This is a genomic window from Paraburkholderia fungorum (assembly GCF_046026025.1).
Classification (GTDB): domain Bacteria; phylum Pseudomonadota; class Gammaproteobacteria; order Burkholderiales; family Burkholderiaceae; genus Paraburkholderia; species Paraburkholderia fungorum_E.
This window is the reverse complement of record NZ_JAQQFL010000050.1, coordinates 1-21,182: the sequence shown is the minus strand read 5'-3', so window position 1 is coordinate 21,182 and position 21,182 is coordinate 1. Positions and strand designations below refer to the sequence as shown.

The 21,182-nt window shown below is 61.6% G+C and carries 20 protein-coding genes; 6 read left to right on the top strand and 14 right to left on the bottom strand.

Features of this window, described 5'->3' with window-relative positions:
• Positions 1 to 39 precede the first annotated feature (39 nt).
• Positions 40 to 954, top strand: coding sequence for a LysR family transcriptional regulator (locus PQR67_RS35475; protein ID WP_408467451.1), 915 nt, complete (start codon positions 40 to 42; stop codon positions 952 to 954).
• Positions 955 to 1,084: 130 nt separating this feature from the next.
• On the opposite strand, the gene PQR67_RS35470 is transcribed toward PQR67_RS35475, so the two are convergent.
• Both PQR67_RS35470 and PQR67_RS35465 read right to left on the bottom strand, forming a co-directional pair.
• The gene (locus tag PQR67_RS35470; RefSeq protein ID WP_408467450.1) at positions 1,085 to 2,233 is read right to left on the bottom strand and encodes a serine hydrolase domain-containing protein; all 1,149 of its coding nucleotides are present in this window, start codon (positions 2,231 to 2,233) and stop codon (positions 1,085 to 1,087) included.
• A 261-nt stretch (positions 2,234 to 2,494) separates the two neighbouring features.
• Complete coding sequence (locus tag PQR67_RS35465) at positions 2,495 to 3,289, bottom strand: AraC family transcriptional regulator (RefSeq protein WP_408467474.1); 795 nt, start codon at positions 3,287 to 3,289, stop codon at positions 2,495 to 2,497.
• A gap of 147 nt (positions 3,290 to 3,436) precedes the next feature.
• Between PQR67_RS35465 and PQR67_RS35460 the strand changes: the two genes are divergently transcribed.
• A complete protein-coding gene (locus PQR67_RS35460; protein WP_408467449.1) occupies positions 3,437 to 4,645 on the top strand; it encodes an FAD-dependent oxidoreductase in 1,209 nt (402 codons plus the stop codon).
• Between the two features lie 11 nt (positions 4,646 to 4,656).
• Positions 4,657 to 5,049 carry a hypothetical protein gene (locus PQR67_RS35455; RefSeq protein ID WP_408467448.1) on the top strand — a complete coding sequence of 131 codons (393 nt, stop codon included), beginning with the start codon at positions 4,657 to 4,659 and terminating at the stop codon, positions 5,047 to 5,049.
• Positions 5,050 to 5,147: 98 nt separating this feature from the next.
• On the opposite strand, the gene PQR67_RS35450 is transcribed toward PQR67_RS35455, so the two are convergent.
• From PQR67_RS35450 to PQR67_RS35425, 6 genes are all read right to left on the bottom strand, one after another.
• The gene (locus PQR67_RS35450) at positions 5,148 to 6,347 is read right to left on the bottom strand and encodes a porin (protein ID WP_408467473.1); all 1,200 of its coding nucleotides are present in this window, start codon (positions 6,345 to 6,347) and stop codon (positions 5,148 to 5,150) included.
• 111 nt (positions 6,348 to 6,458) lie between these two features.
• A complete protein-coding gene (locus PQR67_RS35445; protein WP_408467447.1) occupies positions 6,459 to 6,974 on the bottom strand; it encodes a TIGR00725 family protein in 516 nt (171 codons plus the stop codon).
• Between the two features lie 31 nt (positions 6,975 to 7,005).
• A complete protein-coding gene (locus PQR67_RS35440; protein WP_408467446.1) occupies positions 7,006 to 7,839 on the bottom strand; it encodes an ABC transporter permease in 834 nt (277 codons plus the stop codon).
• Positions 7,840 to 7,855: 16 nt separating this feature from the next.
• Positions 7,856 to 8,956: an extracellular solute-binding protein gene (locus PQR67_RS35435; RefSeq protein ID WP_408467445.1), complete on the bottom strand. Its 1,101-nt coding sequence runs from the start codon at positions 8,954 to 8,956 to the stop codon at positions 7,856 to 7,858.
• Between the two features lie 26 nt (positions 8,957 to 8,982).
• Complete coding sequence (locus PQR67_RS35430; protein WP_408467444.1) at positions 8,983 to 10,029, bottom strand: ABC transporter ATP-binding protein; 1,047 nt, start codon at positions 10,027 to 10,029, stop codon at positions 8,983 to 8,985.
• Between the two features lie 4 nt (positions 10,030 to 10,033).
• On the bottom strand, positions 10,034 to 10,885 hold the full coding sequence (locus PQR67_RS35425; RefSeq protein ID WP_408467443.1) for an ABC transporter permease: 852 nt from the start codon (positions 10,883 to 10,885) through the stop codon (positions 10,034 to 10,036).
• A gap of 169 nt (positions 10,886 to 11,054) precedes the next feature.
• On the opposite strand from PQR67_RS35425, the gene PQR67_RS35420 reads away from it, so the two are divergent.
• Positions 11,055 to 11,939 carry a LysR substrate-binding domain-containing protein gene (locus PQR67_RS35420; protein ID WP_408467442.1) on the top strand — a complete coding sequence of 295 codons (885 nt, stop codon included), beginning with the start codon at positions 11,055 to 11,057 and terminating at the stop codon, positions 11,937 to 11,939.
• 44 nt (positions 11,940 to 11,983) lie between these two features.
• Here PQR67_RS35420 and PQR67_RS35415 read toward each other — a convergent pair whose 3' ends face one another.
• The 3 genes from PQR67_RS35415 to PQR67_RS35405 form a co-directional block, all read right to left on the bottom strand.
• Positions 11,984 to 12,613, bottom strand: coding sequence for a PqiC family protein (locus PQR67_RS35415; RefSeq protein WP_408467441.1), 630 nt, complete (start codon positions 12,611 to 12,613; stop codon positions 11,984 to 11,986).
• Positions 12,610 to 14,154 carry a PqiB family protein gene (locus PQR67_RS35410; RefSeq protein ID WP_408467440.1) on the bottom strand — a complete coding sequence of 515 codons (1,545 nt, stop codon included), beginning with the start codon at positions 14,152 to 14,154 and terminating at the stop codon, positions 12,610 to 12,612. Before PQR67_RS35410 ends, PQR67_RS35415 begins: the two co-directional genes overlap by 4 nt.
• Positions 14,155 to 14,230: 76 nt before the next feature.
• Entirely contained in the window at positions 14,231 to 15,499 is a 1,269-nt protein-coding gene (locus PQR67_RS35405; protein ID WP_408467439.1) for a paraquat-inducible protein A, read from the bottom strand.
• Positions 15,500 to 15,847: 348 nt separating this feature from the next.
• On the opposite strand from PQR67_RS35405, the gene PQR67_RS35400 reads away from it, so the two are divergent.
• Together PQR67_RS35400 and PQR67_RS35395 are read left to right on the top strand one after the other, a co-directional pair.
• A complete protein-coding gene (locus tag PQR67_RS35400) occupies positions 15,848 to 16,510 on the top strand; it encodes a DUF3313 domain-containing protein (protein ID WP_408467438.1) in 663 nt (220 codons plus the stop codon).
• 9 nt (positions 16,511 to 16,519) lie between these two features.
• Positions 16,520 to 16,741: a hypothetical protein gene (locus tag PQR67_RS35395; protein WP_408467437.1), complete on the top strand. Its 222-nt coding sequence runs from the start codon at positions 16,520 to 16,522 to the stop codon at positions 16,739 to 16,741.
• A 58-nt stretch (positions 16,742 to 16,799) separates the two neighbouring features.
• On the opposite strand, the gene katG is transcribed toward PQR67_RS35395, so the two are convergent.
• The 3 genes from katG to PQR67_RS35380 form a co-directional block, all read right to left on the bottom strand.
• Positions 16,800 to 19,058, bottom strand: coding sequence for a catalase/peroxidase HPI (gene katG / locus PQR67_RS35390; protein WP_408467436.1), 2,259 nt, complete (start codon positions 19,056 to 19,058; stop codon positions 16,800 to 16,802).
• 294 nt (positions 19,059 to 19,352) lie between these two features.
• Entirely contained in the window at positions 19,353 to 20,219 is an 867-nt protein-coding gene (locus PQR67_RS35385) for a protein-L-isoaspartate O-methyltransferase family protein (protein WP_408467435.1), read from the bottom strand.
• A 48-nt stretch (positions 20,220 to 20,267) separates the two neighbouring features.
• A partial coding sequence (locus tag PQR67_RS35380) for a thioredoxin family protein (RefSeq protein WP_408467434.1) occupies positions 20,268 to 21,182 on the bottom strand: 915 nt, incomplete at its 5' end.

The window sequence follows — 21,182 nt, the reverse complement described above, 5'->3', positions numbered from 1 at the left end:
ATGCGATGCGATCGGGGAATAATCAATGCGCGTGAAACCATGCTAACGCTCAAGCAACTGGAAGCTGTCTACTGGGTTGCCAAACTAGGCACGTTCGGCGCAGCCGCGGACCGTCTTTACACCACGCAGTCGGCCATTTCGAAGCGCATCAGCGAACTGGAGGTGTTCTTCGAGGTTTCGCTGTTCGACCGCAGCAGGCGAATCGTCCAGCTCACCGCGAAAGGCCGGGAATTGCTCGAAGCGGCTGAGGAGATGTTGCAGGCCCGTGATCGCTTACTCGACCGTATGGGCAAGGAAGTGGAAGTCGTGCGGCACTTTCGTTTAGGTATCACGGAATTGATCGCGCTGACGTTCCTGCCACGACTCGTGCAGGAGATTCGCGAGACCTACCCGACCGTCTCTCTCGAACCGGAAATCGACGTCACCACCAACCTTGCCGCGCGGCTTTTGCGCGGTGAGGTCGATTTCATCATCGCTCCGGCGGTACTCAAGGATCCGCGCTTTACGTCGGTGCCGTTGAAAAAACTTCAGCTCCACTGGATGGCGAGCCCGTCACTGATCGCGGACTCGCGGGTGCTTTCGCTGGAGGAAATTGCCGGCTATCCGATCCTGATGCAGATCGGCACCTCGGGTGTCGATGCCATCTATGAGCGCTGGTTCGCGTCCAAGAACCTTGCGATTCGACGCACCTTTGCGGGCAACAGTCTGATCGCGCTGAGCTCACTCACGGTGGCGGGTTTCGGCGTGAGCTATCTGCCCGCCCTGTATTTCTCCGATCTTGCCGACCAGGGCCTGCTCAACGTGCTGCATTCGACGCAGCGTCTACCCGCGGTACGTTACTACGCGATCTATCGCAACGATGGGCCTACCCCGCTCTACTCGATGGTGGCCGACCTCGCGCAGCGGCTCTGCGATTTTTCGAAACCGGATCTCGCGTCTGTTATTTCTCAGTAACGGTTCAGTGCCGGCGTGATGTCGTCTTCGCTGAGGACAGCCCGGAGGGCACTCTCCAGAGTTGAGAATTCGAGCGCAGAAGCGCGACATGGCATGTCCCGTATGAATCGGCATCCATACCTCACGCACTTCAGGTCGTCAAACTGGGCAGAAAGGCATTGAACAGAATGGCGGAGGACGCCCGCCATTGATCTGGCGAGTTGTAGTTACCGGCTGTCACGCACAGTACGAAGTCAAGGCCGGGAAACACGAACAACCGCTGTCCGCCGTTCCCGATGGCCGCGACAAAGCGTTCTCCATACGAGCCCGCTTTGCCATTCAACTCAGCTTCGCCGACATACCAGAGATACCCGTAGTGCAGTCCCTGCCACCCGATGTCCACAAGCGCGGCGGGTTGGAAACTCTCGCGAAGCCACTCGGCCGGCACGACCGTTTTGCCATTCCACCGGCCGTCGGCCAGGATCATCTGCCCGATTCTGGCCAGTTCACGTGGCGTCAATCTAAGCCCGGAAGCCGCCGACGCCTCTCCGTCCTGCCCTTTAGCCCATTCCTTCGAATGGATGTCCAGCGGAGCGAACAGGGCCTGAGCCGCAAAATCCGGCAAGGTTTTGCCGGTCCCTTTTTCGATGATCTTTCCTATTAAGGCAACATCGCCGCCGCTGTAAATCCACCCCTTGCCGGGATCTCCCTGCACCGGACGCGTGAGGATGTACCGATATCGATCGGAGGCACTCTCCATGCCAATCTCCCCGTTCGCCGGATCGGTATACGGCAGTTTCTCGTCCCACTGCATACCGAGCGTCATCGTCAACGCATGGCGTATGGTCAGGCGCGACAACTGCGGATCGGCGGCAAGATCGGGATACTCTGGAAACTGGGCAATCAGTGGCTGATCGACGGCGGGAACCTGTCCGTTTGCGAGCGCAATGCCATAGAGCAGGCCGACAATACTTTTGGTTACAGACCGTACGTCGTGCAGCGTATCGGGACCAAACGTCACCTCACCAAGAGATTCGCCCCAACTGAAGTCGGTCCCTTTCATGTAGCGCTCGAAGACTATGCGGCCACCACGGAGCGCGACTACACCATGCACCCCCGCGAGTTTCCCGCCGGCCTGCAAGCTGTCAAACCGGTCCGCGAGCCCAGGTTTGAATCCCGCAGCGTCGGGCGCCATGGTTTGCCAGCCGGTGGCCGCATGCGCAACGAGAGGCGGCAATGCGCCCAGGGAAAGCACGGCTCCGGTTTGTTTGAGAAAGTCCCGGCGATTTGTCGCGCACATAAACGATGCCTCCCTGTGACTCAATCAGTCATGGCCCAATCCGTCCAGCGCCGGATTGCATATCGCAATTCTGTCGGAATTCTCACTGCGCGGGATATCTTAGAGCAGAACCCGATGGGTCGCCGGATACCGGCTGCGCACCGCGATGACCCGCGGTGTCACCAGCGTCTCAGGCACGCCAAATCTACCGCATCGTTTTCGCTTCTATCCGCTGTATTCAGCGCATCGCCTGGCTGGAAAAGCGCAGCTATGTCCACCGCCCTAATCCAGCGCGCCGCGGGTCGAGAAATAGCGGCCCGGCGATTCGCCGAACGCCTTGCGAAACATCGCGATGAAATTGCTCGGGGTTGCGTAGCCGAGTGCATCGGCTACGTGCGCCACGGCCTCACCATTTGCCAGCATTTCAAGCGCAAGCGCAAGGCGGCTCTGCTGCCGCCATTGCGCGAAACTCATGCCGGTTTGTGCCACGAAGTGTCTGCGCGCGGTTCGCGCCGACAGACCGGCCCACAGGGCGAGCTCGTCGAACGTCCTGTCATCCTGCGGACGCTCGATCAGAAGGTTTGCTATCGCCAGAAGCCGACGCTCGGTCGGCATAGGTAAATGGAGCGCTTCGCGCGGAGCCAGACGGATTTCATCGAGCAGTACCGCGACCACCCGCTCCTGCTCAGGCTGAAGCTGCTCCGCGCTGCTCCAGCTTGCCGCCCGGCGCACGAGGGCGCGCAGCATCTCGCTCACCCCCACGACGCAGGGCTGCTCAGGCAGGCCCGCCGTCACGTCCGGTCTTAGCATCACGCCCCAACCGCTCAGCACGCCGCTCACACTGGCCTCGTGATCGACGCCAGGCGGGAGCCACCCGGCGCGATGCGGCGGCAATAGCCACGCGCCTCGTGCCGTACGAAGGCGAACCAGGCCGCTCTCGATGTAAAAGAGTTGCCCCCTCACGTGGCTATGCCACGCATATTCCCGCGTTCCAAGCCGAAATTCATTTCCAGGCTCATCCGCGCCCCAAAAGGCAAAAAGCGCTGGACCGTCCGCGCGTTCACTCTGGTCCGGCATACGATCGACACCCGGTTGAAAAATGGCCATATTTCATTATTTATCGTCCCACCGTCATTATCGTGCCAATCCGGTTGACCGGTAACCTGTTTGCATCTCAGGGGCGGAATGACCGCTCCGATTGCAAATTGGAATCCGGGAGCATAGATGCAGACGCGGCATGTTTCGATCGTGGGTGCGGGCCTTGGCGGCTTGTGCCTCGCGCAGGGGCTCAGGCAGGCGGGCGTGTCGTTCGACGTTTATGAACGCGATCCGGCTGCCGAAAGCCGCCGCCAGGGTTATCGGATCAGGATCGACGCACACGGACAGCAAGCGCTGTCGCAATGCCTCCCCGAGAATCTTTACGCGCTGTTCCAGCAGACTTGCAGCGCCGCCAGAAGCGTTCAGTTCCTGAATCGCGATCTCGAACTCATCCCAGGGCGCCCCGCCAGGAGCTGGCGGACCTCAACGGTCGATAGCGATCGGCAACCCATGCCGCCCGACCTCAGCGCAAACCGGCAAACCTTGCGAGAAATTCTGCTCAGCGGTATCGAGGAGCGCGTCCATTTCGGCAAATCGTTACGGCGCTTCGAGATCGACAGCGACGACGCCGTACACATCCAGTTCGACGACGGCACATGCGCGGTCTCGACCTTGCTGGTCGGCGCGGACGGCGTGAACTCGGTCGTGCGCCAGCAGCTCGCGCCAACCTCTGAGCCCGGTGACACCGGCGCACTCTGCATTTATGGCAAAACCATCGTCACACCGGACGTCAGAGAACGGGTCGGCGCCACATTGTGCGTAGACACATCCGTGATCTTCGACGATGGTTTCGCGGTGATTCTGGATCCCATGCGGTTTCCGGACACATTGCCTGGCATTGCGAAGCGGCTGGCGCCAACCTGCCGGCTGAGTCCCGTCGACGACTATCTTTACTGGGCGTTCATCGGCCCGCGTGCACGAATGGGCATCGCCACCGCCGAATTGCCAGACCAGACCCGTTTGACAGCGCTGATCGAAACACTCGTTTCCCGGTGGCATCCCAGGCTTCGCGCACTCTTCGCGCGAGGCGACATCAACACGCTGACGATGTTGCCGGTACGCGGCGCCATCCCGCCGCTCGCGACGTGGCGCCCCGGCCCCGTGACGCTGCTCGGCGACGCGATCCATGCGATGAGTCCCGCCGGCGGCCTGGGCGCCAATACCGCGCTACGGGACGCGGCCGCGCTCACCGAGGCGGCGTCGACGCAACTGGATCTGCGCGAGGCCGTCTGCCGTTACGAAATCGCCATGCGCGGCTGGGCTGAAACGGCAATCAAAGCTTCCGACGACGGCGCACGCAGCCTGTTCTGCGCCGCCACAACGCATCATTCATGAAAGGAAAAACCATGGAATCGATCGACAATTTCACCGTGCATAGTCTGGAGAGTTTTCCGGTCGTGTGGTCACGCCGGGCCGCCATCAAACCTGGCTATTCCGCGCAGTGGGAAGCCGAAATGGACATGTTGCTCCAGCGCGCGGCGCCGTTTGTGATCATCTTCGAAGAGGGCCAACCCGATGAGTCGCACGAAGACAGGAAGACGCGGGGTCTCTGGCTCAAGCGCAACAAGCTTGCACTAGGCACGCTGTGCAAGGCCGTGGTCGCGATCGAGCCGAATACGCTCAAACGGACTGCCTTGAAGGCGCAGTCGGCATTGGCGGCCAAGGCATTCGGTGTCGCCATGGAAATTGTCGAGTCGAAGGAAGCCGCACAGAAGCTGGCGTTTGAGCTAGTCGAGTAGTCGCAGACAGCGAAATCCCATCCATGCGGCTGCCAGAGACGCTCTGACAGCCGCATTCCTTCTAGCGGGACGATAACCCGGCGGCCGCCACGTCGCTGTTAGAACGTCTGACGGATACCGACGCGCACGAGCGTCTGCGTATTGCTTGCTGACGAGATGCCGTTGCCGACGTCGCCGACCGAAGCCGTCGCGTTGACGGTGTTGCCAAACGCGTCGAGCGTCTTGCCGCTTGCTTTCTGGTAACCGACCAGACCATAAAGCGAGGTTCGTTTTGACAGCGAGTAGTACGAAGCAAGGTTGAACTGATGATACTTGGGAGCGGAGCCGCCGCTGATCGCGCTGCCTTGCGTGTAGTCATAACCCGCGGCGACGCGCAACGCCGGCGAAGCCTGATACGCCACGGTCAGCCCTGCGGAGTTGAACGTTTCCTTGCCGGAGAACAGCGAGAAGCTGCCGGACTGGTATTGCGTATTGCTGTACGACACGCCCAACTTCACTGCGCCGATATCGTAAGTAGCTGCCGCAGCGATGATCTGCTGGGTTTTTGCCGACGCGAAGCCTTCGTTGATCGACGACGCAAACGTGCCGTCGTACGAACCGCTCCAGGCGCCACTGTTTGCACCGTAGGTATTGTTGGCAAGCATGTACGCCGCACCAAGCGCCAGCGGACCGTTCTTATACTGCGCGCCGAGGCTCCACGTGCTCTGATTCTTGATGCTGCCGGCCTGATTGCCAAAACCGTACAGCGCGCCGAACTGCAATCCGGAGAACGAGGGGCTCGTGTATTTGATCGAATTGTTCTCGCGCGCCTGGTTGTCGATGTTGTCCAGATCGCCAGGATGCGCTCCCATCCCGGTGAGGAAGGTACCGGCGCTGATAGTGCCGACGAAGTCCACGATCGGATCGTACTGACGGCCTAGCGTAACCTTGCCGAGCTTCTCGCTCTGCAGACCCATCCATGCCTGACGGCCGAACAGGCGGCCACCTTGACCCAACTGGCCCGTTCCGATGTTAAAACCGTTTTCCAGCAGGAATAGCGCCGACAGACCGCCGCCCAGGTCTTCGTTACCCTTGAGGCCCCAGCGATTGCCTGACCACGTGCCACCGGCAAAACCATAGTTGGAAGCATTGCTGTAGATAACGGGCCTGCCCACCGCGCCCTTGCTCTGCGCGGTACGCTGGCCGCTCGTGTAACCGACGCCCGCATCGACGATGCCGTACAAGGTCACGCTGCTTTGTGCCTGAGCCGCCGGCAACAGGCAATTGAACGACAGAATTGCCAAAGCTGCTTTCTTCATCATAATACGTACTCCTATTATATAGAGGTGGTTCTCTTGAAACTCGATGCTCTAAAAAATCAGGCAGGATGTTGAGCGGCTGAGGTCCCCGGCCGGCTCCGCCAGTCGGCCTCAGTCCTCAACACATAGATCATTCCCGTCGGACGCCAACCAGTTCGCCGCAGTCGTCACGAGTACATCCAGATCGTCGAACTGCTGCGCACCCCGCACCTGCGGCGCGCCAAGCACCGTAAAAACCGGCTTGTTCCACTGCAGGCCGAGCGCTATCTCGGACAAAGTACCGAGGCCGCCACCCACCGCAATCAGACAGAGCGACGCGCGTGCGATCAGCGCGTTGCGCGCGATGCCGAGTCCCGTCGGCAGCGCCACCGTCAAATATCGGTTGGCCGCGGTCGCATCGTCTTCGGGCAACAGACCGATCACCACGCCACCCGCGGTCCTGGCGCCGCACGCGGCGGCTTCCATCACGCCGCCCTTGCCGCCGCACAGCAATGCCATGCCGGCCTCGGCCAGCACGTAGGCGAGCCGCCGTGCTGCATCGAGTTGCTCGGCGCTCGCCTCGCGCGGACCGATTAGTCCAACCGGCATGACGTGGCGCGCCGTGCCTGCCTGGCGGATAGCCAGCATTTGCAGTGCGAGGCGAGCCTCATCTGACCAGTCAATGTCGTCGTTGCCGTGCAAGGCATTCCCCCAGCGAAAGAACACAGGTACAAGCGACCATCAGCACCAGCGACAGCGCTGCGGCCAGCGGAAAATCCGTCTGCCCATCCGATAATTTCAGGTACATCAGCAGCGGCAGGATATTGATTTGCGTACCGGCCAGCGCGAGCGCGGTGCCGTAAGTGCCAAGCGCAATCGACGTCACCAGACACCACGCCGAAGCGATGGACGGCCACAGCTCCCGCAGCGCGACATCGAACAGCGCGCGCAGCGGCGTGGCGCCCAACGTCAGCGCAGCGTCGAGCGGCCGCCGGTCGAGATTGGCGATGGCCGGGTAAAGCATCAGCGCGACGCGAGGAATCAGGTAGTAGGCATAGGCCACCACCAGCCCGCCAGTTGTGTAGATCAACGCCCCCACGCTGGCGGGATCGGCACCCAGGGTCGCCAGAACGCTCGTGACAAACCCTGCGCGGCCGAAGGCGAGAATGAAGCCATACGCGATCACCAGGCCCGAAAACGCCAGCGGCACGCCCAGCAGCGCGAGCAACCAGCGGCGGCGTCGGGGCGGCTGTCCGGCGAGCACCATCGCAAGCGGGAGTCCGATTGCCAGCGAAATCGTGCCCGCTGCCACGGCAAGCACCAGCGATTGGCCCAACGCGTTGACCACAACCGGATCCTGCGCGAGCCGCGCGAACGCGGCGCCGTGATCCTCGCCCGCCGACGCCAGCAACGCGCCCAGCGGCAACACGAAGAACAGCGCGAAGAGCAAGCCGGCGGGAACCGCGCCGAAGCGGCGCACAAGGCCGCCCCCGCTCATTGACGATGCATCCATCTGCTCACCCCTCGCCTCACTTCGCGAGCGCGGCCTGCGCCCATAACTGGTCGACCTCGGCCTTTTTCGCTGCGGCCTTGACCACGTCGAGCGGACGAACTTGCGGCGCGTCGGGCATCTTTGCGTGGATCTCCGACGGCAATGGCACGCCGGGGACCGCGGGACGCACATAGCCTTGCGCGAACAGCGCCTGGCCGACGTCGCTCATGATCAGGTTCAGCCAGAGTTGCGCGGCATTGGGATTCGGACCGTTCTTCACGAGGCTGATCGCATACGGCGCCGAAACGCTGGCCTCTTTCGGAATCACCACGTCGACCGCATCGCCCATACCGTCGGTGTATTTCGCTTTCAGACCGTCGTTCTCGTAGCCGATCAGGATCGGGATTTCGCCTTTGACAAACTTCGCGTAGGGCGTGGTGCCCTCAACGCGCATGACGTTGCCCGCCTCGCGCAGCTTGCCGAAGAATTCGGCGCCCGGCTTCGGGTTATCGACGCTGCCGCCGAAGGCATAGGCGGCGGCGAAGACAGCGACTTGCCCCTGGCCGGTCGAGCGCGGATCCAGATAAACCACCGAGTTTCGATACTCGGGCTTGAGCAGATCGGCCCAGCCGGTCGGTACGTCCTTGACGAGTTTCCTGTTGATCAGCAATGCGATATTCAGCGAATGGACCGTGAACCAGCGGCCGTCGCCTTCGCGAAACACGGGGGGCAGCCTGTCGAAATTGACCGGCTTGAACGGCGCGACGACGTCCTTGTTGACCGCGTCCAGCGCGGAGGCTGCGAAATAGTAGGCCGTGTCCGCCTGCGGACGCCGCCGGGCCTTGTCCAGCGCGACCACCGTCGCGGCCGAACCGATGTCGTTATAAGTGATCTCCACCTTCGGATAACGCTTGCGGAACTCGGCGAATAGCGCCTTCCAGTTGGCCCATTCGGGACCTGTGTCGAACGATACGACGAGTCCCTCGTCCGCCGCTTTCGTGTACAACGCGTCTTCACCGGCATAGAGCGGCGCTGCCGGCGCGGCGTGAATAACCGGCGCGGCAGTCAGCATGGACAGCGCGACAACGAAGCCCGCGGCCCGGCGCACGCGCGACAAAAGACTAAGCCCTGCAAGCATGGTGTTTCTCCATTGAACAAAGTGAATTAGCTGGATTGATTGATCGATGCGGGCAGCACGCGCAAGTGTTCGGGGGCGATGGCGATTGCCTGCCCGGCAAGCTGGCGCCCTTCGCACAACAGCGGCCGCTGCGTGGAATCCGGAACGAAGTCGTAGCGGCAGGTCGCGCCGAAATAGCGCACTTCGGTGCGGCGGCCTGTCAGCCGGTTGACCGCGTCCGCCGGCGGGTCGGGCTGCACGTGTTCCGGCCGGACCAGCACCTCGACGTCGTCGCCTGGATGGAACGCACCGGTGTCGGCGAACAGCGTGGCGAACGACACATCGACTGTCCCCGCGCCGACCACGCGCCCGGGTATTACGCTCGAATGACCGACGAAGCGCGCGACCTGCGTCGACACGGGCTGCGTGTAGAGACGCTCGGGCGTATCCACCTGCAGCACCCGGCCGCCGTCGACCACGGCGACGCGGTCGGCGATGCTCAGCGCTTCATCCTGATCGTGCGTCACCAGAAGCGTCGTGGCGCCGCATGCGCGCTGCAGCGTGCGAATCTCGTCGCGAAGTTGCTGGCGGATACCCGCGTCGAGAGCCGCGAGCGGCTCGTCCAGCAGCAACACCTTCGGTTCGAACGCGAGCGCGCGAGCCAGCGCAACGCGTTGTTGTTGCCCGCCCGACAGTAAGGTCGGCCGGCGCGCGGCGTGCTCGGTGAGGCCGACCCGCTCCAGCATCTCGAGCGCGCGGGCCCGCCGCTGCGTCGCGCCGACACCTCGCATACGCAAGCCGTACGCCACGTTGTCCAGCACGCTCAGATGCGGGAAAAGCGCGTATTGCTGGAACACCATGCCGACTTCGCGACGCCACACGGGGACACCGGCGACGTCCTTGCCGTCGATGGCGATGCGTCCTTGATAACCGTTTAGAAGTCCTGCTGTCAGTCGCAGAACCGTCGACTTGCCGGAACCGCTGCGGCCCATCACGGCAAGCAGTTCGCCCGGCGCGACCGACAGCGTGACCGCTTCGATGCCGTGCTGTGCGCCCGGATAAGTAAAGCTCACGTTTTCGAATTGGAGGCTCATCGTTTCACTTCAGGCGTTGAACAGTATTGACCGATGCCAGCGTCGCGATCACCGCGAGACACAGCAGCACCACAGTGGCGGCGCACGCCATGCCGGTCGCTCCGTAGAACGCCTGCAGCAGCACCACCGGATAGTTGCGATAACGAAATCCCGCGATCAGATTGGAAATCTGGAACTCGCCGATCGACAGCGCGGCCACCATCACGAGCCCGGAAACCAGGCTCTGTCTGAGATTGGGCAGGACGACCGTGTAGAACTGCCGCAACGGCGTTGCGCCGAGCGTCGCGGCACACGCTTCGAGACGCTCGATATCCAGGTGGCGCAGGTCGCTTAGCAGCGTCTGCGTCAGATACGGCAAGGTCAATACCGTATGCGCGGCGATCAGCAGCGGCAACGAGCCGAGCCACGGCAGCGTGTCGCCGCTGAAGATGGCGATGTAACCAAAACCGAGCGTGAGTGCCGGCACCCCGATCGGCAGAAGTGCGACCAGGCGCGCTATCAGGCCACGCCCGGAGAGCGAACGATAGTGCAACGCATAGGCGAGCGGCAGGCCGATCGCCGCGGTCGTACAGCAACAGGCCAACGCAACCAGCAGGCTCACGCCGAACGCCCGCCGGAAACTCATGTCGCCGGCGAGGTCGACGAACCAATGGCCCGTGATGCCGCTCGGCAGCACGGTGTTGGTCCACGTCTCGCCGAATGCGCCGATCAGCAGCAAAACGATCGGCAACAGCATGTAGATCGCGAACAGCGCCATGACGGCGTGAAGCGCGACGCGTCCGACGGACACGGTACGTCCGCCGCGTCGATGCGCGGGAACACCGGGGTCGATGGCCGGTGCGACGGGAGTTTGCATGCGGGCATTCCTCGGGAAGCAGACTGAAACCCATGCGCGACGACTCGGCGCCACGCAGAATTTCGAATTGCTTTCAATTGTGCGGATCGGACATGGCGTCGTCATGAAAAAAACGTACAAAACGCGCACTGCGCTGTGCGCATCCGGAACACTTCGACGCCGATCACCGATGAAATACCGCTACCCGAACGTTGCTGAACTCCTCGCCTTTGCCAGTTCGGCGAAACATCTGAATTTTTCCCGGGCTGCACGCGAACTGAGCCTGACGCCCAGCGCCGTCAGCCGGCAGATCTCCGGTCTGGAAGACTTGTTGGGCGTGCAACTCTTCGTTCGGGACGGCCGCAACCTCGTGCTCACCCGCTCGGGCAGCCTCTACCTCGGGCGGGTAGCCGGTCCGTTGCACGAAATCGGCAACGCCACACTCGAATTGATGAGCACTGCTGGACAGGACGACCTGCTGACGATCGCGAGCGTGCCCACCTTCACGACCAAGTGGCTGATCCCGCGACTGCCGGATTTTCTCGCCAGCACACCGGGCGTCACCATCAGCTTCGGCCGGCATCTTGCTCACGGCGACCCGTTTCCGATGGATCTGGACGCAGCCATCCGTTACGGCGACGGCAGTTGGGAAGGCGTGGTCTGCGACTACATCGACGGACATACCTTTGTACTGGTATGCGCCCCCGACTATCAGCAGCGCTATCCGATGCGCCAGTTGCAGGACGCGGCCCGCGCCCCCCGGCTTCTGCACGGGCAAGCTGAACGGGTATGGGGACAATGGGCCAGATTCTATGACGTGCACGATATGCAGGTGCTCGCCGGCCCGCGCTTCGAGCAATACTCCGTGTTGATCCAGGCGGCGCAGGCGGGTCTGGGGCTCGCGCTCATCCCCGCCTTTCTCGTGCGCGACAATCTCGCCGCCGGCAGCCTCGTGGAACCTTTGACGGCGCCGATCGATGTCGAACAGGGGCACTACCTGTGCTATTTCCCTGAGCGTATCGAGACGCGCCCGGGTTTGAAACGCTTTCGCGAATGGATGTTGTCGCGGGTTTGATACGGAGCCCTCGCGCCAGTGCATCAGTCCATCCACCCTGCCCTCTACTGCGACACAACGGACTCCATCGCCACCGCAATATCACGCGCCACGGACGCGAGTGCCCGGCTGTGTGCGTTGACCAGCGCATCGTAGCCAGGCCCGCTCACCGTCTCGCGTACAACCGTGCGCCCGCTAACCGGTCCGCCCCGCTTCGGCGCACGCACCGACCAGATCACGGCCAGCATTACCGTTCCGCTCCTTGGTGAATCGAAGCTCTGCACGTCAACCGATACGCGGTAGGCATTGTCGTCCACACGTTGTGGATAGACGGACACGATCGACCCCGGGATGAACTGCGTGAGATCCGCAGCCAGTACGCGTGGAATCTGGCTCTTCAGCGGCTCGGCCCAGCGAGCGAATTCATCGATCGACACACGGTTTTCGTCAACCCTGGATACGATTTGCGGGCGATCGACCAATTCGGGAACCGTAACCAGGCCAATCGCAATCGCAATCGCGATCGGCTGGGCGTGTTGAACGGGCTGGGCGTGTTGAACGGGTTCAACAGCCGGCCGCAGTTCGGCAACCTGCACAGGACTCAGTGTGTAGAACCGCGACGATGGCGACGTTGCACACCCCGCAACAAGAGCAAGCACCATGATTCCCATGGAGAACGAAGAAACTCGGCTCACGGTTTATCCTCGGTCTTGCCACGAATCAGCGCTTCCGGATGACGTTGGAGATAGTCAGCCAGCGTGCGAATCGAGACTGCGGCGCTCGACACTTCACGCATCGTCTCGGTCGTGCTTTGCTGCAATGGCGAGTCGCTTTGCATCGTGCGATTCGCCGACGTGAGCGCCTCACGAGCAGCAGCGAGCGTCGCCTTTGCATCCGGCGCCAGGTCTGTATTGATGGTGCTCAAAAGCGAATCCGCATCGCTCAAGGTCTTGCGCAGGTCTTTGCTGATTCCCTCAAATGGAATGGCATTCAGCTTTGCAACGAGACTGGCGATGGAATCCTGTAAGCCTTGCAGGTTACCCGGCACCGTCGGCAATTCGGGCGTCGCATTGCTCCAGTTCACTTTCGCCTTCGGCGCCGAGGGGAAGAAATCGATTGCAATGTACAGTTGCCCCGTAAGAAGACTCGCAGTCTTCAACTGTGCCCGCAGCCCTTTCGATATCAGATAGTCCGCAAACGCGTTTCGCTCAGACGCAGTGCTTCCAATGTTGCCTTGCCAGTTTCCGCGCGAGACCAGACGTTCAGGAAAAATACTGACCTCGACAGGGATACTGAATTCCTTACTGACCGGATCGAAGCTCGCTGAAATTGCCGATACCTCGCCGATCACGATTCCCCGGAAGTCGACGGGCGCGCCGACGGTCAATCCGCGCACCGATTCATTAAAGTTCAGCACGTATTTGTCGACGATTGCATCATGCCGCTTCATGGCGTCGGCCCTATCACCGAAAAGCTGGAACTGGCGCTTCGCGTCTGCTTCTATCTTGGTCGTCGTGTCAGGCGGGTTCTCGAACGCGAGGCCGCCAATCAGGATGGAGACCAACGATTCGGTATTGACCTTCACGCCAGTCGTATCCAACGTCACGTCAACGCCACTCGCTTGCCAGAAGCGGGTGTCATTCGTGACGTACCTGTCGTACGGCGCGTTGATGAAAACCTGCACGGTCATTCCCGCGCCGTCGGGATCGAGTGCGTAGGAAACGATCTGGCCAACCTGAAGCCTGCGAAAGAATACGGGCGAACCGATATCGAGTGAGCCGATGCTGCCACTCCTGAGCACGAACGCCCGCCCCGGCGCCCCCGAAGCGAGAACCGGCGGCGACTCGAGACCGACAAAATCGCGCCGGGCCTTTTTCGAGGCGCCAATATCCATGCCGATGTGAGAACCGGATATCAAGGTACTGATGCCCGATACCGTGCCGCCGGCAATGCGCGGCCGAACGACCCAGAAGCGGGTATCGTCAACCAGCATGCTGGAAGCGTTGCGGGACATCTCAGCACCGGCAAGCACGGTCTTGTGATCGTCGGAAAGGGTGAGACTTCTGATCACGCCGATGTCGACATTCTTGAACTTGATCTTCGTCTTGCCCGCCTCGATACCCTCACCTGTGGCAAAGCTGAGGGTGATGGTTGGGCCTTTTTGCATGATCGACTGCACCGCCAGCCCGCCCGCAATGAATACCGCTACAAGCGGCACGAGCCACACAAGCGGCATGCGCCACGTCGACCGCTTCGCGGTAACCGCGGTTGGAAAGTGAACTGCATCATCATTCCCGTTCTGTCCCGGCACATTATTCACCGTCCAGCTCCACTGCGTCCCATATGAGCCGCGGATCGAACGACAGCGCGGCGAACATGGTCAGCACGACGACCGCGCCGAACGCGATACCCCCGGGACCCGCATCGATCGTCGCAACCGAACCGAATTGCACGAGCGCGACCAGAATGGTGATGACGTAGATATCGAGCATCGACCAACGGCCGACAAACTCCACCCACCGGTAGATACGTGTCCGCTTGCGCGGTATAAGGGACGAGCGCAACTGAGTGCTCCAGGCAAGATAGGCTAACGACAGAATTTTGAGCATGGGCACCACGATGCTGGCGATGAAAACGATTGTCGCAAGCACCCACGATCCAGAGGTCCACAGAAACACCACACCGCTCAGAAGCGTGTCGGATTGCGCGCTAAACAAGGTGCTGGTGACCATCACGGGCAGGAGAACGGCTGGGACATAGAGAACCATCGCGGCCAACAGAAATGCCCAGGTGCGTGCGAGGCTATTGGGCTTGCGCAGATGCAACACCGCACTGCACCGCGGACAAATCCCGCCACGAAAATGACCGAGCGGTTTCGATACCAAACCGCAATCGTGACAAACGAATAGACCGGCGCGCGCGGCAGTAGCCGCGTTGGCACTTGGCTCCAGCGCATGTGACGCGGAGTTGCCGCCTGACATACCTTCGATACGCGCCCATATGTCACGCGGATTGAACGAAACAGCCGCTGCCGCGAGCAGCACCATCACCGCGCCGAATGCCCAGATCGCGATGCCGGGAACAACGGCCGCGAAGTGCTGAAGTTTGACGAGCGCGACCAGCATGGCAAGCATGAGCACTTCAATCATTCCCCAAGGCGCGACATGTCTTAGTACACGCAGAACGATCTCGGGACGTTGAGGCAAACCGCCAATATGCAACGGCAGAAGCAGGTAGATCACCGCCGCGATGTTCAGTGCCGGCATCAGCATCGTCGTTACCAGAACCAGTCCCGCTATGGGCCACATACCGCTGGCATACAGCGAAGAAACCGCTCCAAACAACGTGGTTTCGACGAGCGCGCCCTGGACCCAAAGTCCGACGATCGGAAAAAAGTTGGCAACCACGAACAGGATCCCGGCGGCCAGGGTGAACGCCAGCGCGCGATCGTAGGTGGCCGGCAGGTTTCGGTAGAGGGCTGCGCCGCATCGTTGACAGCGAGCGGTACCGCGCTCAAGGAGCGGCGCCTTCCATTGCAGCAAATCACATTCGTGACACGCGATCAATCCGGTTTCATTCATCTTCGGGTTCCGCTTGCGGGCACATTACCTCGCGCAACCCGGCAGCGCGCGGCCGATATTCGATCGGCGTGGCCAGGTTCGTACGGGCGCCGCGTAGAGACAGTTCATGTGAGGCGCCAGCGTAACACCGCAATTTCATGATGTAAACCGTCCAGGCGGTTTGTTTCTAGCAAGAACCGGGAAACCCAACTCGGAGCCACTACTGATCCCAACATTGTTAGTTCAGTTAAAAACAATCCGGATAGACGGTTTACAAACAATAACGGCAATGCTACTGTTCGGCCTCATCGGTCCTGCCCTGAACAGGACATCTCCCGACACCCCGACCTGCCCTTCATGGAACCCCAAATGTTGAAGAAAAACCTCGTCCCGCTTCTTTTCACCGCCGCAGCGGTACTGACCTTGAGCGCGTGCGCGGGCGTGCAGCCGGTCGCCTATACGGGCATCGCTTCTTCGTCGCAGTTGACCCAGAACCGGGGTGAAGACTCAGGCAAGGTGCCGTATAAATACGCAGCCCCGGTGGTCTGGTCGCGCTACACACAGGTCGTGCTGGATCCTGTTGCCGTCTATCAAGGCGGTGACAACCAGTTCGGTGACATGAAAAGCGAGGACCGCGCCGCCCTTGCCGATTACATGAGAAAGACGTTTTCGGAAAAACTGGCGAGCAAGTTCAACGTGGCGCAGCAACCCGGCCCCAACACCCTGCGAGTCAAGCTGACACTAACGGGCGCAGAAAAGACCACGACACTGGTTGGACAGTTCATGCATTTCGACCTTGCGGGGAATCTCTATAACGGTGTGCAGTCGATCCGTGGCGGCCAGGGTGCATTCAGCGGCTCGGTTTCCTACGCGGTGGAAGTCTTTGACGCCGCTAATGGGCAGTTGCTGAAGGCATACGTTTCGAAGCAATATCCGAATGCGATGAACCTTCCGGCCGCGTTCGGTTCATTGAGTGCCGCGAAGACCGGCCTCGACAAAGGCGCGGACGCGTTGGTCGCCCAGCTTCATTGACGTTCGAGCATGCGAGCATTGGCCGACTTCGTTGTCTCGCTCGCGCCGCCGCCTTTGATGGTTGCCGTGGTGTTCTCGCTCGCGTATCTACTGGTGGGAATTCCACTCCAGTTCCGACGCGGGCGGGATGCGCGAGATCTGGTCGGCACGCTGGCCGGCGTGTTCGCTGCGCTTGTCTATATCACGCTCGTTGTGGGTTTCGGTTCGGGCACCCACGTCACCTCACGATAATCAGGCGGGTTCCGCCAGGGGCAACAGCCCTGACGGAACCCGTACCTGTTCAGGAGATTCAGGCGAGGTCGAATCGGTCCAGGTTCGTTACCTTGACCCAGGCCGCGACGAAGTCGCGAATCAATTTCTCCTGCCCGTCTTCGCTTGCATAGACTTCGCCCAAGGCCCGCAGTTGAGCGTGCGAACCGAAGACCAGATCGACACGGCTGCCGGTCCACTTCACCTCGCCGGTCTTGCGGTCGCGCCCTTCGAACACGTCATGGGCCGCCGAGACCGGTTTCCATTCCGTACCCATGTCGAGCAGGTTGCGGAAGAAGTCGTTGCTCAACGTTTCCGGCCGGTTGGTGAATACGCCATGCTGATTCTGCCCGGCATGGACGTTCAGCGTGCGCAAGCCGCCGATCAGCGCGGTCATCTCGGGGGCGCTCAGTGTCAGCAATTGCGCCTTGTCGATCAACAAAGCCTCGGCCGGGACGCTGTATTTGCCTTTGAGATAGTTTCTGAAGCCATCGGCGACCGGTTCGAGAAACCCGACGGATTCGACGTCGGTCTGTTCCTGCGAAGCATCCATGCGGCCCGGCGTGAAAGGCACGTTCACCTTATGGCCCCCCGCCTCTGCCGCTTTCTCGATGCCGGCGTTGCCCGCCAGCACAATCAGGTCGGCCAGCGAGACCTTCTTGCCACCGGATTGCGCACCGTTGAATTCGGCCTGGATGCCTTCGAGGCCCTTCAACACCTTGGCCAGTTGCTCGGGCTGGTTGACCGGCCAGTCCTTCTGCGGAGCGAGACGAATCCGCGCGCCGTTGGCGCCACCGCGCTTGTCGGAACCGCGGAAGGTGGACGCCGACGCCCAGGCTGTGGAGACCAGTTGCGAAACGGACAGCCCAGTTGCGAGGATTTTCTGCTTGAGCGATGCGATGTCCTGCGCATCGACCAGCGGATGATCGACCGCCGGAATCGGGTCCTGCCAGAGCAGCGCTTCAGCCGGCACTTCCGAACCGAGGTAACGGGCGCGCGGTCCCATGTCGCGGTGGGTCAGCTTGAACCATGCACGGGCGAAGGCGTCCGCGAGCTGATCGGGGTTCGCGAGGAAACGCCGCGAAATCTTCTCGTAGACGGGGTCGAAGCGCAGCGAGAGATCGGTGGTGAGCATCGTCGGCCGCTGCTTTTTCGCGGGATCGAATGCATGCGGAATCGTTTCACCCCCATCCTTGGCGACCCACTGATTCGCGCCGGCGGGGCTCTTCGTCAGTTCCCATTCATACTTGAACAGGTTCTCGAAGAAGCCGTTGCCCCATTTCGTCGGCGTGGTGGTCCAGGTGACTTCCAGTCCGCTGGAGATCGCGTCGCGACCGCTGCCGCTGCCATAGCTGCTCTTCCAGCCCAGCCCCTGGTTCTCGAGGCCGGCGGCCTCGGGTACCGGACCCACATTGTCGGCAGGACCGGCGCCGTGCGTCTTGCCAAAGGTGTGACCACCGGCGATCAGCGCGACCGTCTCCTCGTCGTTCATGGCCATGCGCGCGAAGGTTTCGCGGATGTCATGTGCCGCGGCAAGCGGGTCAGGATTGCCGTCCGGACCTTCCGGGTTCACATAGATCAGGCCCATTTGCACGGCGCCCAGCGGATTTTCCAGATTACGTCCGTTGTCGTCGCGGCTGACTTCGCCGCCGTGCAGTGCTGGATCGGCCACGATCACGCCTTCATCGCCTTGACCGGCCGCCCCCTTGCCATAACGGACATCGCCGCCCAGCCAGGTCTTTTCGTTGCCCCAGTAGACGTCGAGATCCGGCTCCCACGTATCTTCACGGCCGCCGGCGAAACCGAAGGTCTTGAAGCCCATGGTTTCAAGCGCGACGTTACCGGTGAGGATCAACAGGTCGGCCCAGGAAATTTTCTGGCCGTACTTCTGCTTGATCGGCCACAGCAGACGGCGAGCCTTGTCGAGGCTGACGTTGTCCGGCCAGCTGTTGAGCGGTGCAAACCGCTGCTGGCCGCGCCCGGCGCCGCCGCGGCCGTCGCCGGTACGGTACGTGCCCGCGCTGTGCCAGGCCATGCGGATGAATAGCGGGCCGTAGTGCCCAAAGTCGGCCGGCCACCAATCCTGCGAATTCGTCATCAGCGCCGCGAGGTCCTTCTTCACCGCAGCGAGATCAAGGCTCCTGAAAGCCTCGGCGTAGTTGAAGCTGTTGTCCAGCGGGTTGGACTTGCTGGAGTGCTGGCTGAGCAGATCGACCCGCAACTGCTTTGGCCACCAGTCACGATTCGTCGTGCCGCCACCGGCGGTATGGTTGAACGGGCACTTTGCTTCGTTTGACATGCGCTATCTCCTTGAGAGGACATACCCACTTGGTCTGCTACCGCATCCGGCTCCTGGGGTGCACCGCCGAACCGCGCCGGCGGGCTGGCCGGAAGTCACATAGTGGGCGCTTTTTGTGTACCACTGTTGACTACCCAACGCGCATGCTGTTCGTCCGATGACGCGCGTCGTGGCGTGCATTGGGCGAGGTGGACTCGCGTCGGCAAACGACTGCAACTTGCAATATACGTGCGACCGGCCGTCAATTGAATGCGATTCTTGCAATGCCGTTGATAGGTCCCGGCTATAAGGTGATTAGTCGTAGGCCAGCGCCCAGCGCGCCGCACGCAACCAGCATCGCTCGTCCGGCAGATCGCCCGTGCGGTACAACCGTGTCACGCGACGCCAGCCGCCCTTTTGAAAGGCAGCGCCGAGCGTCGCTTCCAATCCGTCATCGCGCCCTCCTTCACACGGATAGAGAGCGACCGTGGAGATCCAGGCGGCGAGGTATTTGTCGCCGGCGCGTTCGATTCGAAATACCGCGCCGTAATGGGAAGTAGAGACGCCCTCGCCAGGAAGGCAAATCCGCTCTGTAGTGAGGGGGAGAATCAGCCTGCCGCCGGCATTTAACCGATCGAGCCAGATGTCGGCGGGATGGGTCACGCCCGCGTTGACATAGATGACGTCAGCGGAATCAAAGCGCATCGAGAAGCCGTCGCCCTGAAGCACCTGAACATTTCCCGCATGCGAGAAATTCGTGGCCGCGCGGCTGGCTAAACCCGCATCGAATTCGATGGCAGTGACCCTGCCGGTGGGGCCGGCGAGTTGGGCCATGATGGCGGTGTAATAACCGACACCCGCGCCGATGTGAACCACGTGGTCGCCGGCTCGAATCCCGGCGCTGGCGAGAAGCGGCACATGGTAGGACGGCATGCCGTTGTTGAGGCCGCGCTCCGGAATGATGCCGATCAGAACATCGGAGTAGACCCGAACGGGATTGCCGTCAGGCGTGGAAAAGTAGCCGGCGGGACACAAGATCGGCCACGGCCCGGGACCCAGATAGCGTTCGCGTTCGACCGTAGCGAACGCCGCCTCGATGCCCGGATTGGCAATCCCCGCTGATGCTATCAGCCGCCGGGCATACGCCCGGCGAACGCTGGCAAGTTCCTGCTGACGATCCATGTGCAAACCCGTGGGAGTGACGTGGCGATTCACGCCATTCCATTCAGGTTAGCCGAAAGTAAAGGCATATGCTTGCACGCCCGGATCCAGAAACTCGATCGAGAACGTGTGATCCGCAACATCGCCGGATTGCCGCACGAGTTGATAAAGACGCTGCCCGGTGACGGTGCCGGTGCCATCGGCGGCGACGTCCGTGCCATGCGCATTGCCTGGCGCGGCGCCATCCACGCTCACGCGAAAGCGTACCGGCTTGCCGTCCTTGTCCGGGCCGAGCACCAGATGCAGATCGCGGGCATGGAAGCGGTAGACGATACGTCCGGACGCGGCCGCAAGCGTTGCGTGTTCAGCGCCCACCTTCCAGGCGCCGGCCAGCCCCCAATCGTTGACATCGAGCTGTGACGGCACGGCATAGGTGTGAACCTTATCGGGCGTTGCGCCGCCCGGCGACGCGAAATTTTCGGCACGCTGGTAGCCGATATAGGTTTCCGGCGATTGCATGTCGGCGTTGTCGGCCGCTGCCTGCACGCCCTGCGCGCTCGAGCCGGCAATGCCGAGTGCGATCTTCGACACGTTCGTGTGCCCGGCCTCGATCAGCAGTTCCTGAATCACCTTTTCCGATTCCGCGTAATCGCCTTCGCCAAAATGGTGATAGCGGATCTGGCCTTTACCGTCGACGAAATAATGTGCCGGCCAGTACTGGTTGTTCAGCGCGCGCCAGATCGCGTAGTTGTTGTCGATCGCGACGGGATAGTCGACGCCGAGATCGTGAACGGCCTTCTTCACATTGTCGATATTGCGTTCGAATGCGAATTCCGGCGCGTGCACGCCGATGACCACGAGTCCCTGATCCTTGTACTTCTGCGCCCACGCTTTCACGTACGGCAGCGAACGCAGGCAGTTGATGCACGAGTAGGTCCAGAAATCGACCAGCACGACTTTGCCGCGCAGGTCCTGAACCGTCAG

What these genes read in the sequence shown, in the direction of transcription:
- PQR67_RS35475 (WP_408467451.1), top strand. Translation starts at nt 40, where the DNA reads ATGCTAACGCTCAAGCAACTGGAAGCTGTCTACTGGGTTGCCAAACTA.
- PQR67_RS35470 (WP_408467450.1), bottom strand. Translation starts at nt 2,233, where the DNA reads ATGTGCGCGACAAATCGCCGGGACTTTCTCAAACAAACCGGAGCCGTG.
- PQR67_RS35465 (WP_408467474.1), bottom strand. Translation starts at nt 3,289, where the DNA reads ATGCCGGACCAGAGTGAACGCGCGGACGGTCCAGCGCTTTTTGCCTTT.
- PQR67_RS35460 (WP_408467449.1), top strand. Translation starts at nt 3,437, where the DNA reads ATGCAGACGCGGCATGTTTCGATCGTGGGTGCGGGCCTTGGCGGCTTG.
- PQR67_RS35455 (WP_408467448.1), top strand. Translation starts at nt 4,657, where the DNA reads ATGGAATCGATCGACAATTTCACCGTGCATAGTCTGGAGAGTTTTCCG.
- PQR67_RS35450 (WP_408467473.1), bottom strand. Translation starts at nt 6,347, where the DNA reads ATGAAGAAAGCAGCTTTGGCAATTCTGTCGTTCAATTGCCTGTTGCCG.
- PQR67_RS35445 (WP_408467447.1), bottom strand. Translation starts at nt 6,974, where the DNA reads ATGCTGGCTATCCGCCAGGCAGGCACGGCGCGCCACGTCATGCCGGTT.
- PQR67_RS35440 (WP_408467446.1), bottom strand. Translation starts at nt 7,839, where the DNA reads ATGGATGCATCGTCAATGAGCGGGGGCGGCCTTGTGCGCCGCTTCGGC.
- PQR67_RS35435 (WP_408467445.1), bottom strand. Translation starts at nt 8,956, where the DNA reads ATGCTTGCAGGGCTTAGTCTTTTGTCGCGCGTGCGCCGGGCCGCGGGC.
- PQR67_RS35430 (WP_408467444.1), bottom strand. Translation starts at nt 10,029, where the DNA reads ATGAGCCTCCAATTCGAAAACGTGAGCTTTACTTATCCGGGCGCACAG.
- PQR67_RS35425 (WP_408467443.1), bottom strand. Translation starts at nt 10,885, where the DNA reads ATGCAAACTCCCGTCGCACCGGCCATCGACCCCGGTGTTCCCGCGCAT.
- PQR67_RS35420 (WP_408467442.1), top strand. Translation starts at nt 11,055, where the DNA reads ATGAAATACCGCTACCCGAACGTTGCTGAACTCCTCGCCTTTGCCAGT.
- PQR67_RS35410 (WP_408467440.1), bottom strand. Translation starts at nt 14,154, where the DNA reads ATGCCGCTTGTGTGGCTCGTGCCGCTTGTAGCGGTATTCATTGCGGGC.
- PQR67_RS35405 (WP_408467439.1), bottom strand. Translation starts at nt 15,499, where the DNA reads ATGAATGAAACCGGATTGATCGCGTGTCACGAATGTGATTTGCTGCAA.
- PQR67_RS35400 (WP_408467438.1), top strand. Translation starts at nt 15,848, where the DNA reads ATGTTGAAGAAAAACCTCGTCCCGCTTCTTTTCACCGCCGCAGCGGTA.
- PQR67_RS35395 (WP_408467437.1), top strand. Translation starts at nt 16,520, where the DNA reads ATGCGAGCATTGGCCGACTTCGTTGTCTCGCTCGCGCCGCCGCCTTTG.
- katG (WP_408467436.1), bottom strand. Translation starts at nt 19,058, where the DNA reads ATGTCAAACGAAGCAAAGTGCCCGTTCAACCATACCGCCGGTGGCGGC.
- PQR67_RS35385 (WP_408467435.1), bottom strand. Translation starts at nt 20,219, where the DNA reads ATGGATCGTCAGCAGGAACTTGCCAGCGTTCGCCGGGCGTATGCCCGG.